General features: G+C 69.3%; 19 protein-coding genes and 3 pseudogenes. 7 read left to right on the top strand and 15 right to left on the bottom strand.

The window, feature by feature from the left end; genetic code table 11:
• Positions 1-40: 40 nt before the first annotated feature.
• From LXX_RS03585 to truB, 9 genes and pseudogenes are all read right to left on the bottom strand, one after another.
• The gene (locus tag LXX_RS03585; RefSeq protein ID WP_041767243.1) at positions 41-898 is read right to left on the bottom strand and encodes an aldehyde dehydrogenase family protein; all 858 of its coding nucleotides are present in this window, start codon (positions 896-898) and stop codon (positions 41-43) included.
• A pseudogene (locus tag LXX_RS03580) lies at positions 895-1,626 on the bottom strand (aldehyde dehydrogenase family protein); the annotation flags it as partial. The gene LXX_RS03585 and the pseudogene LXX_RS03580, both read right to left, overlap by 4 nt.
• Positions 1,608-2,340: pseudogene (locus LXX_RS03575) on the bottom strand (deoxyribose-phosphate aldolase); the annotation flags it as partial. The pseudogenes LXX_RS03580 and LXX_RS03575, both read right to left, overlap by 19 nt.
• A 79-nt stretch (positions 2,341-2,419) precedes the next feature.
• A pseudogene (locus tag LXX_RS03570) lies at positions 2,420-3,175 on the bottom strand (sugar-binding transcriptional regulator); the annotation flags it as partial.
• A gap of 249 nt (positions 3,176-3,424) precedes the next feature.
• Entirely contained in the window at positions 3,425-4,393 is a 969-nt protein-coding gene (locus tag LXX_RS03565; RefSeq protein WP_223227706.1) for an MFS transporter, read from the bottom strand.
• A gap of 239 nt (positions 4,394-4,632) precedes the next feature.
• Positions 4,633-5,577, bottom strand: coding sequence for a bifunctional riboflavin kinase/FAD synthetase (locus LXX_RS03560; RefSeq protein WP_011185655.1), 945 nt, complete (start codon positions 5,575-5,577; stop codon positions 4,633-4,635).
• Complete coding sequence (locus LXX_RS03555; RefSeq protein ID WP_011185654.1) at positions 5,574-6,056, bottom strand: hypothetical protein; 483 nt, start codon at positions 6,054-6,056, stop codon at positions 5,574-5,576. The genes LXX_RS03560 and LXX_RS03555 overlap by 4 nt, the downstream gene beginning before the upstream one ends.
• 44 nt (positions 6,057-6,100) lie before the next feature.
• Positions 6,101-6,469 carry a hypothetical protein gene (locus tag LXX_RS03550; RefSeq protein WP_041767240.1) on the bottom strand — a complete coding sequence of 123 codons (369 nt, stop codon included), beginning with the start codon at positions 6,467-6,469 and terminating at the stop codon, positions 6,101-6,103.
• A gap of 31 nt (positions 6,470-6,500) precedes the next feature.
• Positions 6,501-7,403, bottom strand: coding sequence for a tRNA pseudouridine(55) synthase TruB (gene truB / locus LXX_RS03545; RefSeq protein ID WP_041768170.1), 903 nt, complete (start codon positions 7,401-7,403; stop codon positions 6,501-6,503).
• A 443-nt stretch (positions 7,404-7,846) separates the two neighbouring features.
• On the opposite strand from truB, the gene LXX_RS03540 reads away from it, so the two are divergent.
• Entirely contained in the window at positions 7,847-8,083 is a 237-nt protein-coding gene (locus LXX_RS03540; RefSeq protein WP_218060884.1) for a TetR family transcriptional regulator, read from the top strand.
• Positions 8,084-8,104: 21 nt separating this feature from the next.
• Entirely contained in the window at positions 8,105-8,812 is a 708-nt protein-coding gene (locus LXX_RS13420) for a beta-ketoacyl synthase N-terminal-like domain-containing protein (RefSeq protein WP_081423075.1), read from the top strand.
• Here the strand turns inward: LXX_RS13420 and LXX_RS03535 are convergent.
• Positions 8,704-9,414 carry an ABC transporter substrate-binding protein gene (locus tag LXX_RS03535; protein ID WP_081423074.1) on the bottom strand — a complete coding sequence of 237 codons (711 nt, stop codon included), beginning with the start codon at positions 9,412-9,414 and terminating at the stop codon, positions 8,704-8,706. The two genes, LXX_RS13420 and LXX_RS03535, sit on opposite strands and share 109 nt — an antisense overlap.
• A 285-nt stretch (positions 9,415-9,699) precedes the next feature.
• On the opposite strand from LXX_RS03535, the gene LXX_RS03530 reads away from it, so the two are divergent.
• From LXX_RS03530 to LXX_RS03510, 5 genes are all read left to right on the top strand, one after another.
• Positions 9,700-10,464, top strand: a complete 765-nt coding sequence (locus tag LXX_RS03530) for a GntR family transcriptional regulator (RefSeq protein WP_011185651.1) — start codon at positions 9,700-9,702, stop codon at positions 10,462-10,464.
• Positions 10,461-11,150, top strand: coding sequence for a phosphonatase-like hydrolase (locus tag LXX_RS03525; protein WP_011185650.1), 690 nt, complete (start codon positions 10,461-10,463; stop codon positions 11,148-11,150). Before LXX_RS03530 ends, LXX_RS03525 begins: the two co-directional genes overlap by 4 nt.
• Positions 11,151-11,196: 46 nt before the next feature.
• The gene (locus tag LXX_RS03520) at positions 11,197-12,039 is read left to right on the top strand and encodes an alkaline phosphatase family protein (RefSeq protein ID WP_081423073.1); all 843 of its coding nucleotides are present in this window, start codon (positions 11,197-11,199) and stop codon (positions 12,037-12,039) included.
• 86 nt (positions 12,040-12,125) lie between these two features.
• Positions 12,126-13,184, top strand: coding sequence for a ketopantoate reductase family protein (locus LXX_RS03515; protein ID WP_011185648.1), 1,059 nt, complete (start codon positions 12,126-12,128; stop codon positions 13,182-13,184).
• Between the two features lie 53 nt (positions 13,185-13,237).
• A complete protein-coding gene (locus tag LXX_RS03510) occupies positions 13,238-14,107 on the top strand; it encodes an A/G-specific adenine glycosylase (RefSeq protein ID WP_011185647.1) in 870 nt (289 codons plus the stop codon).
• 91 nt (positions 14,108-14,198) lie between these two features.
• Here LXX_RS03510 and LXX_RS12575 read toward each other — a convergent pair whose 3' ends face one another.
• The 5 genes from LXX_RS12575 to LXX_RS03490 all read right to left on the bottom strand — a co-directional run bounded on the left by LXX_RS12575 (position 14,199) and on the right by LXX_RS03490 (position 19,962).
• Positions 14,199-14,942 (bottom strand): SGNH hydrolase domain-containing protein, encoded by a 744-nt coding sequence (locus LXX_RS12575; RefSeq protein ID WP_050737836.1) that lies wholly within the window; start codon positions 14,940-14,942, stop codon positions 14,199-14,201.
• Positions 14,843-16,303, bottom strand: coding sequence for an acyltransferase family protein (locus LXX_RS03505; RefSeq protein WP_050737835.1), 1,461 nt, complete (start codon positions 16,301-16,303; stop codon positions 14,843-14,845). Before LXX_RS03505 ends, LXX_RS12575 begins: the two co-directional genes overlap by 100 nt.
• Positions 16,304-16,373: 70 nt before the next feature.
• Positions 16,374-16,802 carry a 30S ribosome-binding factor RbfA gene (rbfA, locus tag LXX_RS03500; protein ID WP_011185646.1) on the bottom strand — a complete coding sequence of 143 codons (429 nt, stop codon included), beginning with the start codon at positions 16,800-16,802 and terminating at the stop codon, positions 16,374-16,376.
• A 76-nt stretch (positions 16,803-16,878) separates the two neighbouring features.
• On the bottom strand, positions 16,879-19,608 hold the full coding sequence (gene infB / locus LXX_RS03495; RefSeq protein WP_041767235.1) for a translation initiation factor IF-2: 2,730 nt from the start codon (positions 19,606-19,608) through the stop codon (positions 16,879-16,881).
• A gap of 93 nt (positions 19,609-19,701) precedes the next feature.
• Complete coding sequence (locus tag LXX_RS03490) at positions 19,702-19,962, bottom strand: YlxR family protein (protein WP_011185644.1); 261 nt, start codon at positions 19,960-19,962, stop codon at positions 19,702-19,704.
• Between the last annotated feature and the right edge of the window lie 16 nt (positions 19,963-19,978).

Here is a 19,978-nt window from a genome sequence, read left to right as displayed (position 1 = left end):
ATTCTGCATGTCATCTCGGCGGCTGGGAAGTCCTCTCAGATCACAGAAGACTCTTCATGTGCCACAGGGTCTTCGTCTCGGTGAAGAACGCGATCCGGTCGAGGGACGGCGGAGCCGCGTCGGGGCCGTTCTCCGGCGGGAGGACGCGCTTCAGGGTGTCCGCCGCGGCGATCTGCAGGTCGATCCACTCCAGGTCGCCCGCGCCCACAAGGTCGAGCACGTTCACATCGGCGTGCGAAGCGAGCCAGGGCGCGATCTCGGCGGGCGATCCGGTCAGGATGTTGACCACGCCACCGGGGACGTCGCTCGTCGCCAGCGCCTCGCCCAGGCTGATGGCCGAGAGCGGGAAACGCTCGCTCGCGACCGCGACGACCGTGTTGCCGGAGACAAGGGCAGGGGCGATGGCGCTCACGACGCCGAGCAGGCTGGAGTCCTGCGGTGCGACGATGGCGACGACACCGGTCGGCTCCGGCACCGAGATGTTGACGTAGGAACCGGCGACCGGGTTGGCGTTGCCGACGACCTGAGCGAACTTGTCCGCCCATCCGGCGTACCAGACCCAGCGGTCGATGGCCTCGTCCACCTGGGCTCCCGCGGCGGCGCCGACGCCCTCCGCCTGCTGGATCTCGTCCGCGAACTGCGCGCGACGGCCCTCCATCAGCTCGGCGATGCGGTACAGCACCTGGCCGCGATTGTAGGCCGTGGCACCGGACCAGCCGGAGACAGCTGCGCGCGCAGCCACCACCGCATCCCGGGCGTCCTTGCGCGAGGCTTTGGCCGCGTTCGCGAGGAAGGCCCCCTGGGCGGAGACCACCTCGTAGGTGCGGCCGGACTCGCTGCGCGGGAACTTTCCGCCGATGTAGAGCTTGTAGGTCTTCGGCACGAAGAGCCGGCTCATTTCTTGGCTCCTTTGCGGGTCGAGGCGGTGGCGGCGACGGCAGACGGCAACGGCGAACGCCCGGGGACGAGGTAGGCGCCGAGCCCGTGCCGGCCGCCCTCGCGGCCGTAGCCGGACTCCTTGTAGCCGCCGAACGGGCTGGCCGAGTCGAAGCGGTTGAAGGTGTTGGCCCAGACCACGCCCGCGCGCAGCTTGTCCGCGACCGCCAGGACGCGGCTGCCCTTGTCCGTCCAGATGCCCGCGGAGAGCCCGTAGGGAGTGTTGTTCGCCTTCGCGATGGCCTCGGCGGGCGTGCGGAAGGTCAGCACCGAGAGCACCGGGCCGAAGATCTCCTCGCGAGCGATGCGGTGGCTGGTCGAGACGCCGGTGAAGATCGTCGGCGCGAACCAGAACCCGTTCTCCGGGATCGCGCAGTCGGCGCTCCAGCGCTCCGCTCCCTCGGCCTCCCCGATGTCGGAGAGCTCGCGGATGCGCTGCACCTGCTCGGCGCTGTTGATCGCGCCGATGTCGGCGTTCTTGTCCAGCGGGTCGCTCAGGCGCAGCGTCGACAGGCGGCGCTTCAGCCGGTCGACGACCTCGTCGTGAATCGACTCCTGCACCAGCATACGGGAGCCCGCGCAGCAGACATGGCCCTGGTTGAAGAAGATGCCGTTGACGATGCCCTCAATCGCCTGGTCGATCGGCGCATCGTCGAAAACAATGTTCGCGGCCTTGCCGCCGAGGTCTTGATGAAGTCCGCGCCCGCCAGAATGCTGAGCCAGGACGCTCGGCGCACGTTGTCGTAGGTGTTCAGCTCGCCGGTCTCCAGGATGACCTTGAGGTGCGCGTACGTGCCGTCCGCGCGGTGGCACGCCTCCTTGACGGCCACGATCTCGTCGAAGACGAGGCCGATCCGGCCGGAGAGGAAGGCCCCGCGGTCGATGACCATGTCGATCTCGTCCGCGCCCGCGGCAACGGCCGTGTCGGCCAATTTGACCGCCAGCGAGGCGCGGCCGCTCGGGAAGGCGGCGGCGACGACGACGGCGATGCCGCCCTCGCGGCCCGGCCGGCTGCCCGCGTGGGCATCGCCGAGCGCGGCAATCGCGTCCGGGACGCTATCGCCGTACACGCACACGGCGGCAGGCCGCGGAGCGGCCGGATCGCCCGGGTCCGGTGTGAGGGCTTTGGCCACCAGCAAGCGGACCTTGCCGGGCGTGTCCGCGCCCTCGAGGATGGTCAGGTCGATCAGCTCGACGATCTTGTCGAGCGCCCAGGCTTTGCTGGCGGTCTTGATGGAGCGCGTTCCGAGTGCGGCGGCGCTGTTCGAGGCCGACCGCGTCCACGCCCGGAATCTCGTTCAGGCAGCGGCGCAGCGAACCCTCGGTGAGGTCGCCGCCGAGGATCTCGACGGCGCGGGCCGCCGACGCGAGGGCGCGGGCGGGCGGGGAAGTCTCGATGGTCACAGTGCGGCCTGCTCTCTGTCGGTGGGCGTTGTGCCGGGGTGGGAGTTCTGTCGTCCGGCGCGCGGCCGAGCATGTCGCTGGCGGTGGCCTCGTCGGTGATGAGCGTCGTGCAGAGCCCGCTCGCGACGACGGCGTGCGCGATCCGGTGCTTCGCCTCGCCCGCGATGACCGCGATGGAGACGCGTGCGTTGCGCAGGTCATCCAGGCCCAGTCCGAGCGTGCGGCTGTCGAGGACGGGGGCGGCCACCCGGCCCTCAGCGGTGATGAACCGGCCCACGACATCCCCCACAGCGCCCTTCTCGGCGAAGGCCCGGACATCCTGCGGGGACAGGTAGCCGGAGTCGACATGCACCGAGCTGATGTCCACGACACCGGCGCTGAAGAGGAACGCGCTGGCGGTGCGAGCGAGTTCCAGCACCGACTGCACGGATCGGTCCGCCTCGATGGCGCGTCGCGTGGCCGCATGCTCGAAGATGGCCGGGCTCGGCAACAGCGTTGCCGTTCCCTGCGCCTTCCTGGCGATCACGACGGGCGTGTCCGCGGCGGCCGTCGCCTGGCGGTTTCTGGAGACGCTGCCGTTGATCTGCACCGGATCGACACCGGTCGCCCAGCCGGGCCGCAGCCGCGACGCGACGGCGTGCAGTGTCCGCCCCCAGCTGACGCCGAGCGTCCGGGGAACGGGGCGGAGCGTCGTCAGATAGTCGGCCGCCGCCTGCACGACCCGGGCCTGGGCCTCGGCGTCGGACTCGGCGGACGGGACGACGACCGCGTCCGCCAACCCGAAGAAACCGCAGAGCTCGCGCTCCAGCGAGAACTTCCTCGCGCTCGGATGCACGATCTCGATGCGCACGACCCCCTGCTGGCGCGCCGATGCCAGCAGCCGGCCGGCCTTCCAGCGGAAGACGCTGAGAGCGGCACCGATCTCATCCTGCGTCTTGCCCGCTTCGTAGTAGAGTTCCGCGGCTTTCACAGCCAGGATCTCGTCGGTGTCGTTCAGGGCCACACATCCAACCTAGACGAGGCACAACGCTTGTGCGATGGATGCTCATCTGAGCAGACGAGTGACCGCGCTTCCCCGCACCGCCTACCGGTCTTCGAGCGGCACGGGCCGGGCGACGACGGCTCCGGCCGCAGCGGCCGCGAGGGCGGTGGCGGTGAGGAGCGCGAGGGCCAGGGTCCAGGCGCCGGTCACCTCGTGCAGGAGGCCGACGGCGAGCGGGCCGAACGAGCCGATGACATAGCCGATGCCCTGGGCGAAGCCGCTGAGGGCGACGGAGCCGGCGTGCGTCCGGGTCCTCGTGTTGATGAGCACCAGACTGAGCGGGAACAGCAGAGGCCCGAGACCTGCGATGGCGACCCAGAGCACCGTCGCGGTCGTCGGGGCGAAAATGAGCCCCAGATAGCCGATCACAAAGAACGCGACCCCGGCGTAGACGAGCAGAGCGACGTTCCGCATCCGCGCGGCGAGGAGCGGCACCAGCAGCCCGGCCGGGACCCCCATAGCGGTATACACCGACAGGAGCGTTCCGGCCTCCGCGGGCGGCGTTCCCGCCACATCGTGCAGGATCTGCGGCAGCCAGCCGAACATCGCATAGGCGTTGAGGCTCGAGGTCGCGAACACGATGGCCATCGCCCAGCCGAGCCCGGACCGCCACACCCGCGCGACCGCCGAGTGGTCCGCCTGCTCGACCTCGACATCGTGGTCGGGATGCGCGGGTGTGCGGGTGAGCATGATGCGCAGCCACAGAACGATGGCGAGCACACTCACCAGCGCCCACATCCCGAGCGAGACATGCCAGCTCGACGCGTCGGCGACTGGCACCGCGACAAGCGGCGGCCGCAGTGTGCTGACCGACATGACCGTCGCGTACAGCGCGGTGACAAGACCGATCCGGTCCGGGAAGTACCGCTTCACGAGCGGCGGCAGCAGAACATTGCCCACGCCCATGCCGGCGAAGGCGACCGCCGAGCCGATCGCCAGCTGGACGAACGAGCCGGAGGCGGCGCGCACGAGGTGCCCGGCGAGCATGAGGCCGAGCGCGATCAGGAGCACAGCCTCCAGCGAGGCGCGGCGGGTGAGCCGGGGGCGATCAGGCCGAACAGCGCGAAGCAGGCCGGCGGCATCATCCCGAGCAGCCCGACGCCGACGCTGGAGACCGGGAACTCGACGCGGATCTCCGCGAAGATCGGGGAAAGGACGGCGACGGCCGTGCGCAGATTGCCAGCGACGAGGAGGATGCCGAGGAGCGCTACCGCCCGGCCGCCACAGCGAGCGCGCCGGAGTCTCTGCGCTCACTCCGCGGCCCCGGGCGCCAGGATGCGGCGCGCACGCTCCACATCGTCGCGGATCTGCGCGATCAGCGGCTCCACCCCCGCATACGCGACCATCCCCCGGATGCGCTCATGGAAGGCGAGCTCGACCGTGTGGCCGTACAGGTCCAGCTCCCGGTCGAGAGCATACGCCTCGACCTGCTTGTGCGGCACGCCCTCGAAGGTCGGATTGTTCCCGACCGAGATCGCTGACGGCCAGCGCTGGCCGTCGTCGGTCAGAAAGCCCGCGTACACACCGTCGGCCGGGATCAGGCCCTCCAGCTCCGGCGACAGGTTCGCGGTCGGGAAGCCGAGCTCCCGTCCGCGCACGGCCCCGTGTACGACGACGCCGCGCACCGTGGGGACCTGACCCAGCAGGAGCGCCGCGTGCGCGACATCCCCCTCCGCCAGCAGCTCGCGAATCCAGGTGGACGAGACCCGGCGGCCGCGCTCCGGCCGCACATCGTCGATGAGCTCGACGGCGAAGCCGTACTGCTCCCCCCGCTCGCGCAGGAACGCCACGTCCCCCGCGCCGCCCCGCCCGTAGCGGAAGTCGCTGCCGACCAGCACGACGGCCGCGCGCAGCCGGTCGACCAGGATGCGACGCACGAACTCATCGGGGCTCAGCTCCGCGAGGGCGCGGTCGAAAGGCACCATGAGCGTCGCGTCGATCCCGGTGCCGGCGAGCAGGTCGAGCTTCTGCCGGTTACTCACCAGCGCGGGCGGGCATTTCTCCGGAGCGATCACCTCGAGCGGGTTGCGGTCGAAGGTGATCACCGTCGCGGCGAGCCCGCGCTCGTCCGCGACCTGGCGCAGGCGCGCGATGACAGCGCGGTGACCGGTGTGGACACCGTCGAACTTGCCGATGGTCACAGCGCTCGGCCCGTATCCAGCGGGGACGTCGGCGACCGCGGTGAAGACCTTCACGAGGCGGCCCCGGCCGCGTCGCGCGGGCGGCGCTTCGCCAGCCAGAACATCCCCAGGACCGGCAGGGCCAGCGGGACGAAGAGATAGCCCATCCCGTAGACTGACCAGACCGTCGCGTCGCGCCCGAACGGGTCGATGTCGTGGAGGCCGAGGGCGGCGGGCGCGACCAGGCTGAGTGTCCCGCTCGCGAGCACACCGGCCAGCTCGAAGCCGATGGTGATCCACGCGACCTGGTACCAGACACGGCCGGGTGCCACGAGCGCAACCGTCGCGACGATGTAGACGACGGCCGCGACCGCCGAGAGGGTGAACGCGACCGGGGCCTCGTGGTAGCGGTCGAGGATCTGGAACACACTGCGCCCGGTCGCGGCGAGCGCGAGCACACCATAAACGAAGACCAGCAGACGGCCGGCTCCGGAGAGGGGGCGGCGGGAGGCAGCGCGGTCGCGATTGCGCGCGGGCAGGGTGTGGTGAGACATCGCTACCGATTCTATTCGCGAGACGACCGTGCGCTCTTCGCGGATCAAGCGCCCTGCACGAACCAGATCTGCCCCATCCGGTACACCATCACCGCGATCGCGAAGCACACACCGCCCAGGATGACCGTGCTCCAGCGGCTCCGTTCGATCAGCGCCCAGAAGCCGCCCGCGAGGGGCAGGACGAGCGCCGAGATCAGATAGATGTAGAACTCCGCGAGACTGCCGGACGGGGTGTTGCCGGTCGCGGGGGCGACGATGGCGATGACCAGCTGGGCGATCAGCAGCAGTTCCACGAGCGCGACGGCCCCCATCGAGAGGTCGCTGGGCACGCGGCCGGCCAGCCCGAGGATGACGCAGAACACTCCCGCGATCACAGCGACGGCGACCTGTGCCGCGACGAACCAGTCGATCATGCCAGTCCAGCGATCGTGCGCGGGCCGGGCATCACGCAATCTCGTCCGCCGGGAAGTTCACGAGGGTCCTCGCTTCCTTTCCCCGGAACTCGATGAGCCCGACCAGGCTTCCGCTCGGGGCGATCGCCGCGACCGGCTCGCCCCGGGGTCCCTCCCAGCCGGCGAGGTGGAGGCGCTTCCCGTGCGCGAGGTCGGTCGCCTGCTGTTCGGTCAGCCGGAGCCGCTCGAACAAGGACGACGCCGCCTCGGTGGCCGGGATGAGCGCAGCCGCGGGCTCGAGCGTGGCGAGTTCGTGGGCGCGGCGCACATCATAGCCGCCCACCCGCGTGCGCCGCAGGGCCGCGAGGTGCCCGCCGACGCCGAGCCGAGCGCCAAGATCGCGCGCGAGCGAGCGGATGTAGGTGCCCGAAGAACAGACGACGCGGACCTCCAGGTCGATGGCATCCTGCTCCCGGCGCTCGGAGAGCAGGCGGAACGCGCTCACCGTCACCGCGCGCGCCGGAAGGACGACCTCTTCGCCCGCCCGCACTCGGGCGTACGCGCGCTTGCCGTCCACTTTGACAGCGCTGACGGCGCTCGGAACCTGCTCGATCTCGCCGGTAAGCGCCGCGATGCCCTCGGCGATGGACGACTCCGCGACCGCGGCGAGGGCGGCCGGTTCCGCCCGCTCGAGGATCTCACCCTCGATGTCGTCGGTCGTCGTGGCGGCGCCAAGCCGGATCGTCCCGACATACTCCTTCTCAGCGCCAACGATGTACGTCAGCAGCCGGGTGGAGGAGTTCAGGCCCAGGACGAGGAGCCCCGTCGCCATCGGGTCGAGCGTCCCAGCGTGACCGACCTTGCGCGTGCCCGCCAGGCGCCGGACGCGGGCGACGACATCGTGACTCGTCCAGCCCCCGGGTTTGTCGATCAGAAGGAGACCGCTGCCGATCATGCCCACCCGCCCGCGGAGTCAGCGAACCGCTCGCGCCGCTCGGCGAAGGGTTCCCGCTCGCTGATTGCCGCCGTCATGGTCGACAGGCTATCAGCCGATCGCCACAGCCCCCGGGGCGTCCTCGGTCGTCCCCACCTCGAACACTGCCCCGGCCATCGTCACTCTGATCGACACTTTCACACCCGTCGCCGCCACACCCGTCAAGTGCGCAACGGCTCGGATCCTGGGCTCCTGCGCCTCACTCCGTCTCTCAGAAGTTAGATTTCCAACATCTAGAAACAAAATGTGCAATATGCTAACATGAACAGTGTTCATACCGGACGCCGTTCATACCGAACGATGTTTGTTCGGCAGGCGTGTCGGTTGAGGCAGGAGGGGGCATGAATGAACCGCGTAGCCGACGGGGTGGAGCTGTCAAAGTGCCCCTTACGAGGCAGTGCATCGTGGACACGGCGCTGGGGATCATTGCGAAGCGAGACTTTGATGGGCTCACGATGCGCGCGCTTGCGCAGGAACTCGACACGGGTCCCGCAGCTTTATGCATCTATTTCGGCAACAGGAAGTCGATGCAGCCTACGCCCATCGAACGAGATCGATGGGCTATCCGCACGCTCATCGCGAGAATAGCAGCGAACCAATCCGTAGACGAGCCGGGCTTCAAAAGCATTCCTGAAAAATAATCGAACCCGAAAGGAAACGACATGCTTGAGACCTCCGGAATAACTGGCTCGCTTACGGCCAAAAGGGTTGCTATCACCGGGATCGGTTTCATTGCGCCGGGAAAGGCAGGCCGAGAGGCTTTCTTGTCTTTGATTACTTCTGGAGGCTCGGGCGTACGTCGCATCAGCCGATTCGATCCGAGTCCGTCTCGTTCCCAGATCGCTGGAGAATGCGACATCGACGATGAATCCATTGTCTTCCAGACGGCCGATGAGGTCGCTGGCCCAGTCCCGGTCGACCGAAGTATTCGCTTGGCGATCGCAGCGACAGACGAGGCTCTCAAAGATGCGTTTCACAACGGCGCTGACGCAGAAGACCTCACTGCTCTCCTGGGAGTGTCCTACGGTTCTGCGGTTGGCGGCTCGCTACGCATGGTGGACTTGTTTGACCACTTCACTGACGAGGGAAAACGCTGGCTGTGCCCGTTTGGGGAAAAATCGGCTCCTCTCTTTGAAGGCCTTCTGCCCAGCACGCTTGAAGTGCGTTTGGCTGATCGGTATAACGTCGCCAGGCCTGTTTCCATCGTGTCAGCCGGGTTTACCTCCGGTCTGAACGCTGTCGGTCAAGGCGCAGAGATGATTCAGCGTGGAGAGGCGCAGGCCGTTATTGCTGGTGGCACTGACGCGCCCATCTCTCCGATCACTGTGGCCTGTTTCGACGCGATTAAAGCCACGACTTTGCCGTGGTAGGCGGCGCCGAGGAGGTCGTCGATCGAGGCCGGAGCCGTCGTGATGGCCTTCGAGTCGTAGCCGATCGACATCAGGCCGGTGTAGTCGTAGTACCACGCGCCCTTGGGGTCTTTGAACTCAGCGGGGATGTCCGACCATTTCGACACCTTGTACGGCGTGACGAGGTCGAGGTTCTGGCTGAGCACCGAGGTGCCGATGTCGAAGACGTCGGGAGCGCTGCTCTGTCCTTTCTGCGCCCGCGCTGCGGCGACCTCGTCGGCGCTGGAGCCGTTGGGGTTCTCGGAGTTGACCTGGATGCCGGGGTACTTCTTCTGGAAGCCCGCGATGATCTTCCCGTAGTTGGCCCAGGACGGCGGCAGGGTGATGACGTTGAGGTGGCCCTCCGCCTTCGCCGCAGCGACCAGAGCGTCCATACCGCCGAAGTCGGCGACGCTGGCCACCTTCTGCTTCTGAACGAGCGTGAGGCTCGAACCGTTCGTGCTGGCCGACGAGGCGCCCGCGCAGGCGCTGAGCGTCGCTGCGATCGCAGCCGTCGTCGCGATGAGGGCCGCGACGCGCGCGACACGCCGACGGGGACGGCGTTCGATCGGGTGCTTTTCCATGGGGACGTTCCTTTCGGAGTTTCGGTGGTGCGGGGATGGTGAGGGTCCGTCGGGGTTCGGGGCCGGGGAGAGGCGGACTGCGCATCACGGTCGGGCACGGTGACGGGCAGACCAGCCCGGCTGTCTTCCACTGTCCCCGAAAAATGCCGGATGCTGAACGAAACAGCCCACTTGTCATGATATGTTCACCCCGCCCGTAAAGAGGAATATCCCGGGCAAAAAAGGTGAACGGCGGAAGAACGGCTCCGAAATCACCGCCACACGCCCCACCTGTATTGTCAAGATATGAAGGTGCCCCTGCATGAGACCGTCCGCACCGCTCTGCGAGAGCGCATCCTGAACGGCGGGCTCCCCGCCGGTGCGGCGTTGCCCAGCGAAGCAGAGCTGTGCGCGCAGTTCGGCGCGTCTCGCGGTCCGGTGCGGCAAGCCCTGACAGCGCTGAACACCGAGGGGCTCATCGAGACCAGCCAGGGGCGCGTACCGGTCGTCGCCCGCGCTCCCCTCGCGCACGCGATCGACGACTTCTTCTCGTTCTCAGCCTGGGTCCGCGCCCTCGGCCGCACTCCGGGTCAGCGCACGATCGAGATCGCCCTGCGCCGGCCCCGGGCGCAGATCGCCCTCGCCCTCGGACTCGCCGACGGCGAGCAGGCCGTCGAACTGGTGCGTGTGCGCTCGATCGACGGGGAACCGGTGATGATCGAACGGACCGCGTTCGCCGAGCGGGTCGGACGGCTCCTGTTCGAGTTCGACCCGGATGCCGGATCGCTCTTCGACGCGCTGCTCACGCGGGGCGCGCAGCTCGACCGCGGCGAGCACACGATCGACGCCGTCGCGGCCGATGAGCTCGCCGCCGCAGAGCTGAGCGTCGCACTCGGCGCTCCCCTGCTGCGGGTGCGCCACGTCACGACCTCCGACGACGGAGACATCCTCGAAGTCTCGGACGACCGGTATCGGCCTGATCGAGCGACGCTGATCATCCACAACTCCCGCTCGCGTTCCATGCCCCGGCCCTTGGTGGCGCGCAGCATAACCCCGGAAGGCACAGCATGACCATCTCTCTCGTCTCCCTCGACCTGGCCGGCACCACGATCGACGAGGGCGGCATCGTCTACGACGTGCTCCGGCAGAGCGTCACCGAGGCCGTGGGAGCGCCTGTCCCCGCCGAGGTGCTCGACGGCTGGACCGGCACCGACAAACGGGAGGCGGTCGAGGGGCTCCTCACAGCCCTCGGGGCGGACCCGGCGAAGACAGCGGCGGTCCACGCCGCCTTCGCCGAGCGTCTGGACGCCGCCTACGCGGCCGCCACGCCGCGCCTCTTCCCCGGCGTGCGCGAGGCCGTCGCCTCGCTGCGCGCGTCCGGAGTGAAGGTCGGACTGCACACGGGATATGAGCGGGTCGTGGCCGAGAGGCTGCTCGAGAAGGTCGAGTGGGCGGTGGGCGCGGACGTGGACGCCCTTGCGACCTCGGAGGATGTCGCCGCGTCCCGCCCCGCGCCCTATCTGGTGTTCCGGACCATGGAATCGACAGCGACGCGCTCCGTGCAGGAGATGCTCGTCGCCGGCGACACCCCCAATGATCTCCGTGCGGGCATCGCCTCCGGGGCGCGGCTCGTCGTGGGGGTCCTCAGCGGCGCGAGCAGCGCGGAGACGCTGGGCCGGCACCCGCACACCCACCTGCTCGCCAGTGTGGCGGCGCTGCCCGAGCTGCTCGCCGCGGCCGGGGAGCTGCCGCGATGAAACGCGGACGGCGGACCCGCCGCCCGCACCGGGAGACGGTTCCGCGATGATCCGCCGCAAGCTCCTCCTGATCGGGATCGACGGTCTGCGCATCGACGACGCGCTGCGCCGGCCCCCCTCTGGCTCGGCCCCGCCGCTCGCCCCCGTCTTGTCGACGTGCGCGAGCGCGGGAACGATGCTGACCATGACAATGGAGGTCCCCACGATCTCCGGTCCCGGCTGGTCATCGCTCCTGACCGGCGCTCCGCACGCGGAGCACTCGGTCTCCGAAAACTCGTTTCGCGGTCACACACTCCACCGCCACCTCGACCTCCTCAGCCGCGCGTACATCGCCGATACGTCCCGTCGCACCTTCGCGGCGGCGAGCTGGCCGCCGATTGTGGACCCCGCCGGCCCGGGACCGATCATCGCGAGCCGCCCGGATCAGACGCGGACCGGACAGCACCGGGGCGTCGTGCGAGACGGCGAGACCTACGGCTACCGCTGGGCCGACGGCGAGATCGCCGCCTGCGCGCGGCTCGCGCTGCGCGAAGCGGGGCCGGATGTCTCGTTCGTCTCCCTCGGAGAGACCGACGAGGCCGGACACCTGTACGGCGGCAGCTCAGCCGAATACGCGGTGGCTGTCGGCCCCGTCGACGCGCACATCGGGCGCCTCCTCGCCGAGATCGAGGCCCGGGTCGCCCGCGCCGGGGCGGAGGAAGAATGGCTCGTCGCCCTGACGACCGACCACGGCCACCTCGACGAGGGCGGGCACGGCGGCGGTGAGGCAGTGCTGAGCCGGTCCTTCCTCGCCCTGCGCCGATACGGGTCGGAGGATCCGCTCCCCGCCGGGACCTCCATCCATCCTTGGGAGGTCGTGTCCCTGCTCCTGACGGATCTGACGCGCTGACCGCCTCCCGCCGTTCCTTCGCGTCTCGCCCCGTCGCCAGCCTTCCCCCACCGCCTGCCGGAGGAGACACGCTCTAGGCTTGTCGGGTGCGTATCGGCGTGATCGGAGCGGGAGCCATCGGCGGGACCATCGCGGCCCTTCTCGACCGCGTCGGCCATCTGGTCGAGGTGACCGCCCGCGGCGAGCACCTCGCCGCGATCCGCACCGAGGGGCTCCGTCTCGACGGTGGCTGGGGCGCGCACACCGCACGGGTCGCCGCAGCCGAGACGCTGCAGACCCGGCCTGAGCTGGCGTTCCTCTGCACGAAGGCCCAGGATGCTGCGTACGCCCTCCGCGACAACACCTCCCTCCTCGATGGTATCCCCGTGGTCGTCGTGCAGAACGGCCTCACCGGCCTCCGCCTCGCCACCGGGCTGCTGCCCGGCTCCGAGTGCGTCGGCGCCCTCGCGCTGTTCGCGGCGGGCTTCCTCTCCCCCGGCCGCATCGTCGTCACGACGACGGCGAACACCTATCTCGGCGCGGGCGACGGCCGTGCGCCCGCGGCCGCGGCCGCCACCGCACGCATCCTCGACGCCGCTCTGCCGAGCGTCGCTGTCGACGACTTCACGGGCTGCCAGTGGACCAAGCTCATCGTCAACCAGGTGAACGCCCTGCCCGCGATCACCGGCCTGAGCGTCCAGGAGACACTCGGTGACCGGCGGCTGCGGCGGGTGATGACGGCGAGCCTCCAAGAGGCGGTGCGGGTCGGGTACGCGCACGGTGTCCGCTACGGCAGCATCCAGGGCCTGAGCGACGGCCTCCTGCGTTTCGCCGCCCACGCGCCGCGCTGGGCGGCTCAGGCTGTGCCGCTGCTGATGCGACGGAGGATGGGGGCGACACCGAACCCGGGCTCCACCCTGCAAAGCGTCCGTCGGGGGCAGCCCAGCGAAATCGACTACCTGAACGGAGCCGTCGTCGCAAAGGCGCGGGCAGCCGGTGGCGAGGCGCCGGTCAACGCCGCGCTGACCGCGCTCGTACACGAGGTGGAGCGTTCGGTGGCGTTCCTGCCGGCCGAGACCGTCGCGGAGCGGATGCGGCCACTCCTGACAGCGGGGAGACCACCGGCCGCACCGCGAGCGCCGGCGAACGGAGGTCGCGCGGCGTGAGCGCCCTCGGCATCGGCCTCCTGGAACGAGCCCGACCGGCTAGCCTCGGAGGTATGCGTGAACCTTTCGCGAGCGCCGTCGTGGACTGGTACCACGCCAACCGGCGCGACCTCCCCTGGCGCCGCGCCGGCTTCATAGCCTGGGGCACGCTGGTGAGCGAGTTCATGCTGCAGCAGACACCCGTCTCCCGGGTGATCCCCCGCCTGGAGGAGTGGCTGGCGCGCTGGCCGACCCCGGCCGACCTCGCCGCTGTCCCCCCGGGCGAGGCTGTGCGAGCCTGGCGCTCGCTCGGCTATCCGCGGCGCGCGCTGTGGCTGCACTCGGCGGCCGTCGCAATCGCGGAACAGCACGGCGGAGTGGTCCCCGACGACGTGGACGCGCTCCTCGCCCTCCCGGGCGTCGGCGACTACACCGCGCGCGCCGTCGCTGTCTTCGCCTACGGAAACCGGCACCCCGTGGTCGACACCAACATCCGCCGGGTCATCGCCCGCGCGGTCGAGGGCCAGGGCGAACCCGGCCCGCCCAGCGCCAAGCGCGACCTCGCCGCGATGGAGGCGCTGCTCCCCCGCGATCGCCCCGCCGCCGCCGCCTTCAACGCGGGGATGATGGAGCTCGGCGCCCTCGTCTGCGTCGCCCGCACCCCGCGCTGCGACGTCTGCCCGCTCGCTGCGGCCTGCGTCTGGCGCGCCGCCGGCTTCCCGCCCTACGCCGGTCCCCGAAAAGCCGTCCAGAAGAAGTACGAGGGCAGCGACCGCCAGGTGCGCGGCCGCATCCTGGCCGAGCTGCGCGCCGCGCACCTCCCAGTCACCGCCGCAGAGTTGGAGTCCGTCTGGCCGGATGCCGCACAGCGAGACCGCGCACTCGCAGGCCTTCTCTCCGACGGCCTGGCGATCGCCGACGAGGGCGGCTACACGCTCCCCTGACCTCCGGCTGCACCACCGGGGCCGCGTTTGGGCGGCGAAGCCGGACCCCCTTGCCGAAGACGGCGGCCCGCACCGCCTCCCCCCGGCGCGCTCACACCACCCGAGCCGCCGCCAGGGCCGAACGCAGCACACCGCCCAGGGACTCGGAGGAGCTCTGCGTGAGGTGGCTGGAGTCGAGCCGGACGATCACATCGCCGACCCTGATCGGGCAGCTGCCGTCGCTGGTGCAGAACCATGGTTCCGGGTCGATGTAAGCCGCAGGCAGGCCCTGGGCCGTGGCTTGCCGGACGGCCTCCACCTCGGCAGCTCGTTTCTCCCGGTCGACCGCGGCGATCGTGGACGCGCATCGTTCGGGCCCGAAGATCCGGAGCGCGCAGTCTGTCACCCGCCGCCCTTCGGGGGGATTGCCGATCACCACGACCGGCGCTCCCACCGAGTACACGGCTTCTATGCTCCGCAGCGTCGCGCTCGTCCACTCGGCCTGGGCCGACGCTCCGGTCTTGCCGCTCTCAAGCGTTTTGTAGGGTCCCAGAGCGCTCGCGAAGACGATCAGATCGGGTTTCGCCGCGGCGACGGCGGCCAGGTCGGACTCGCGCATCTTCTCGCAGTCGTCGGTGAAAGTCGTGCGGTCGCGCACTTCGCCGACCCGCGTCGAGGCGGCCGGGCACCCCTGCAGGCCGAGCACGGTCACCTCCCAGCCGGAACCGAGGGCCGAGCGGAGAGCGGGAACCCAGCTCAGCGCGATCGAGTCGCCGACGACGGAGGCCGTCCGGCGTTCTCCGTCGCCCGACGGGACGCAGGGCTCCCGGAGGTGCGAACGATCGCCCGGAGCCACCGACACCGCGTCGCGCAGGCAACCCTGGAAATCGACGGGCTGGAGCGGTGCGGAGAGTTCGGCCGAGAACGGCCTCCAGGAGTCCCCGACCGAGGACTCGGCCAGCGCCGCCGCAAGTTCTTCGGGGGAAGACCAGGAGGCCGGGGCGGTGGTCGCCGGAGCGGGCTTCGGGAGCAGTTCGACTCCGCGGAACTGGCCGACAGACAGGACAGCCACCAGCAAAGCCGCCACGGATAATCCCCCAAGCGGGCCCGGTTGCCGCGCTCTGACAGCCACGCCCCGAGGCGCTTCCAGACAGCGGCTTGCCACGCCGGCTGCTCGATGACGTAGTAGGACAGGGCGGCGATGGCCACCGACGCCGCCACGCAGAGCAAACCGTGGACGAAGCCTTCGCCCGGGAACAGCGCCGCAGCGAAGACGATGACCGGGGCGTGCCACAAGTAGAGCGAATAGGAGATGCGGCCGATGTAGCGAACGGGGGCCAGCGTGAGAACCCGTCCGTAGTCCCGGTCAGTGGCGGCGCGCTCGGCAGCGACGATCACCACGACCGTGCCGAGGACAGGGAGGAGCGCGGCGGCGCCGGGGAACGGCGTCGTCGTGTCGAAGAGCACGGCGGAGATCAGAATCGCCGCCAGTCCGGCCGCTCGGAGGGCCTTTGCCGGTACGCGGCGGGAGACACCGGCGAATCCGGCGGCGGCGATCACACCGGCCGCGAACTCCCAGACGCGGGTCGGGGTCGCGAAATAGGCCGAAGCGGGACGCGAGTCGGTCAGCCAGATCGAGAAGGCGAGCGAGGCGGCGAAGCCGAGGACGCCGACCACCAGCACGGTGCTGCGCAGGTGGGGAGGGCGACGTTTCGCCACGGCGGCCCAGACGGCCACAGCGGCCCAGGCGAGAATGAGCACCCACGGCCAGAAGGCGTAGAACTGCTCCTCGACCGACAGCGACCAGAAGTGCTGGAACAGTGAGACAGACGCATTGGCGTCGAGGTAGACGGTTCTCGCATGCACCAGGTTCCAGTTCTGGACCCACAGCAGCGACGTGAACGCCTGCTGATTCCAGGAGGCGTTCGTCACACCGAAGAACAGAAGGTTGGACATCGCTACGGTGACGGCGATCGTCGCGATCGCGGCCGGTGCGAGCCGAGCGAATCTCCGGGTGTAGAAGCGACCGAGCGAGATCGCACCCTTGTACTCCTTTTCGCGCAGGAGAGCTCGCGTGATCAGGTAGCCGGAGATCACGAAGAAGATGTCCACACCGACGTATCCGCCAGTGGGGAATCGCCACGCATGGTTTGCGACGACGACCAGGACGGCGAGAGCGCGGAGGCCTTCGATGTCCGGACGGAACCAGGTACGCATTCGGGTGTCCTCGGGGTTCTAAGAGAACACTATTCTACATGTTTATTCTTATATTTGAAAATCAGTATTCCTAGTTCGCCTCGCGTGGCTTCACATAGGGGTCCTGCTCCCCGGCGTAGGCGGCGCCCTCGGCGAGACCGGCCACTTCGGTGTCGTGATCGCGCGCCTGGCGCAGCAGGTCCTCGATGTGGGCCGCGTTCTCCGGGATGGCATCCAGCTGGAACTGCAGCGTCGGCGTGAGGCGAGCGGTGATGTTCTTGCCGACCTCGCTACGCAGCATCCCGGTGGCCGCTGTCAGCGCGGCTGCGGTGTCCGCGCGCTCCTGGTCGGTTCCATACACCGTGTAGAAGACGGTCGCGTGCTGCAAGTCACCGGTCACCTGGACGTCGGTGATCGTCACGAAACCGAGACGCGGATCGCGCAAGCCCCGGTCGAGACGCTCAGCGACGATGACCTTGATTCTGTCGGCGAGCTTCCTCGCCCGTGCCGGGTCGGCCATGATATGTCTCCTTCGTACGGCCAGGATGGAGAAGCAGCGAGGCCCGGCGGACGAACCGCCAGGCCTCCAGCGTCGATCAGACGCGCGGTTTCTCGCGCATCTCGATGGTCTCGATCTCGTCGCCCACCTGGATGTCGTTGTACTTGCCGAGGCCGATACCGCACTCGAAGTCCGTGCGGACCTCGGTGACGTCGTCCTTGAACCGGCGCAGCGACTCGATGGCCAGGTTGTCCGCGATGACCACGCCGTCGCGGATGACGCGCGCCTTGGCGTTGCGCGTGATCGTTCCGCTGCGGACGATGACACCGGCGATGTTGCCGAACTTGGAGGAGCGGAACACCTCGCGGATATCGGCGACACCGGACTGGACTTCCTCGAACTCGGGTTTGAGCATGCCCTTGAGCGAGCTCTCGATGTCATCGATGGCGTTGTAGATGACCGAGTAGAAGCGCACATCCACGCCCTCACGGGCCGCACGCTCGCGGGCTTTGACGTCCGGGCGGACGTTGAAGCCGATCACGATGGCGTTGTCGATGGTCGCCAGGTCGATGTCCGACTCGGTGATCGCGCCGACGCCGCGGTGCAGGATGCGCAGGGAGACCGAGTCGTCCACCTCGATCTTCATGAGCGACTCCTCCAGCGCCTCCACAGCACCGGAAACGTCGCCCTTGATGATGAGGTTGAGCGCTTCGACCTTGCCCTCTTCCAGAGCGCGGGTGAAGTCCTCGAGCGAGATACGCTTGCGAGCCTTCGCCAGCTGCGCATTGCGCTCGGCGGCTTCGCGTTTCTCGGCGATCTGCCGGGCGGTGCGGTCCTCCTCGGTGACGATGAAGGTGTCGCCGGCGCGCGGAACGCTGGAGAGGCCCTGCACCTGCACCGGACGCGACGGAGCCGCCTCCAGCACCGGGTCGCCGTTCTCGTCCGCCATCGCGCGGACACGGCCGTAGGCGGTGCCCGCCACGATCGCATCCCCGACGCGGAGCGTGCCCGACTGGATCAGCACAGTCGCCACCGCGCCACGGCCTTTGTCGAGTTTGGCCTCGATGGCCACGCCGCGGGCGTCTTTGTTCGGGTTCGCACGCAGGTCGAGCCCGGCGTCCGCGGTGAGCAGCACCGCGTCCAGGAGCTCCTGGATGCCGATGTTGTTCCGCGCGGAGACGTCGACGAACATCACGTCGCCGCCGTACTCCTCGGCCACCAGGCTGAACTCGGTGAGCTGCTGACGCACCTTGGCGGGGTTCGCCTCCGGCTTGTCGACCTTGTTCACCGCAACCACGATCGGCACGTTTGCCGCCTGGGCGTGGTTCAGCGCCTCGATGGTCTGCGGCATGATGCCGTCATCGGCCGCGACGACGAGGATCGCGATGTCGGTCACCTGGGCGCCGCGGGCACGCATGGCCGTGAACGCCTCGTGACCCGGGGTGTCGATAAAGGTGATCGCACGCTCAATGCCCTCGTGCTCGGTCCACACCTGGTAGGCGCCGATGTGCTGGGTGATGCCGCCGGCCTCGCCCTCCACAACGTTGGCGCTGCGAATCGCGTCCAGCAGTCGCGTCTTACCGTGGTCGACGTGGCCCATGACGGTGACGACCGGTGGGCGGATCTCGAGATCCTCGTCGGACTCGCCCTCCAGCTCGGCGTCGAGGTCGATGTCGAAGCCCTCCAGGAGCTCCTTGTCCTCATCCTCGGGGGAGACGACCTGAACCTTGTAGCCGAGTTCCTCACCGAGGATCTGGAAAGTGGCCTCGTCGAGCGACTCGGTCGCGGTCGCCATCTCGCCCAGGTGGAAGAGCACCGTCACGAGCGAAGCGGGGTTCGCGTCGATCTTGTCGGCGAAGTCCGAGATGGACGCGCCGCGGCGCAGCCGGATAGCCGTACCGCCGTCGCCACGGGGAACAGTCACACCGCCCAGCGACGGGGCCTCCCGCATCTCGAATTCCTGGCGCTTCGCGCGCTTCGACTTGCGGGCCTTCGACTTGCCGCCGCCACGGCCGAACGCACCCGCGGTTCCGCCGCCCGGTCCGCGACCGCGACCGCCTCCACCGCCCGTACGGGGACCGCTGAAACCGCCGGCTCCTGCGCCGCCGGGACGCTGGAGGCCGCCGCCCGCACCGCCGCCGGCACTGCCCGGGCGCTGCTGGAAACCGGGACGGCCGCCGCCGCCCTGGCGCTGGCCACCTCCGGGACGCGGAGCGCCGATGCGGGGCGAGCCCGGACGCGGCGGGGCCGGACGCGGGATGTTGCTAGGAGAAGGACGCTGGCCCATGCCCTGCGAGCTGGAGAACGGGTTGTTCCCCGGACGCGGGGCGCTGGGGCGCTGCCCCATGCCCTGATTGGAGGCGAAAGGGTTGTTGCCCGGGCGCGGGGCGCTGACGCCGCTGGGGCGGGGCGGGGACGACGGTTTGGCCGTGTCCGCCGGGGCGCCCGCGGCGGGCTTCGCGTCAGCGGCCTCGCTGGCCGCCACCTTCTCAGCCGCCGCTTTCTCAGAGGCGGCCTTCTCGGCCGCCGCCTGACGCTCGGCGACCGACATCGGCGCCTGCGGCTTGGGCGCGCCGGAGCCATCGGCCGTCGCCGGCCGCGGCGGGCGTGGCGCCGGGGAGGCTTGCGCGGCTGTCTTATCGCCGCCGGCGCCGGGCAGATGGCCTTCCGCCTCGAGGGCAGCGCGCAGCTTGCGGGCCACCGGAGGCTCGATGCTCGAAGACGGGCCCTTGACGAACTCGCCCATCTCCTTGAGTTTCGCGAGTGCGATCTTGCTGTCGACGCCGAGCTCGCTCGCCACCTCGTGTACACGTGGTTTTGCAGCCACAATTCTCCTGTCTGGGCCCACCCCAGACAGGGCAGGCGTTATTGGCGGACGGAACTCATTTCGAGCCGCTCATCGGTTGTCACTCATGTGAAGTCACTGATTCTTCAGCCTGTTCTCGTAGTAGGCCCGGAGGGCCGTCGGGTCGAGCGTCCCGTCCACCCGCAGCGCACGCCCGAAGGCGCGGCGCTTAAGGGCGAGGTCAAGACACCCGTCGACCGGATGCAGCCACGCGCCACGGCCGGGGAAAGCGGCAGACGGATCGACCACCAGTTCCGAATTCCGGACGACGACCCTCAGAAGAGAAAGCCGCGGGGCGCGAGAACGGCATCCGACGCACGTTCTGACAGATTCCATCTTACACCCGCGCGGA

Source organism: Leifsonia xyli subsp. xyli str. CTCB07, assembly GCF_000007665.1.
GTDB lineage: Bacteria > Actinomycetota > Actinomycetes > Actinomycetales > Microbacteriaceae > Leifsonia > Leifsonia xyli_C.
The sequence above is the reverse complement of the archived record's forward strand: the minus strand, read 5'-3'. Positions and strand labels throughout refer to the sequence as shown.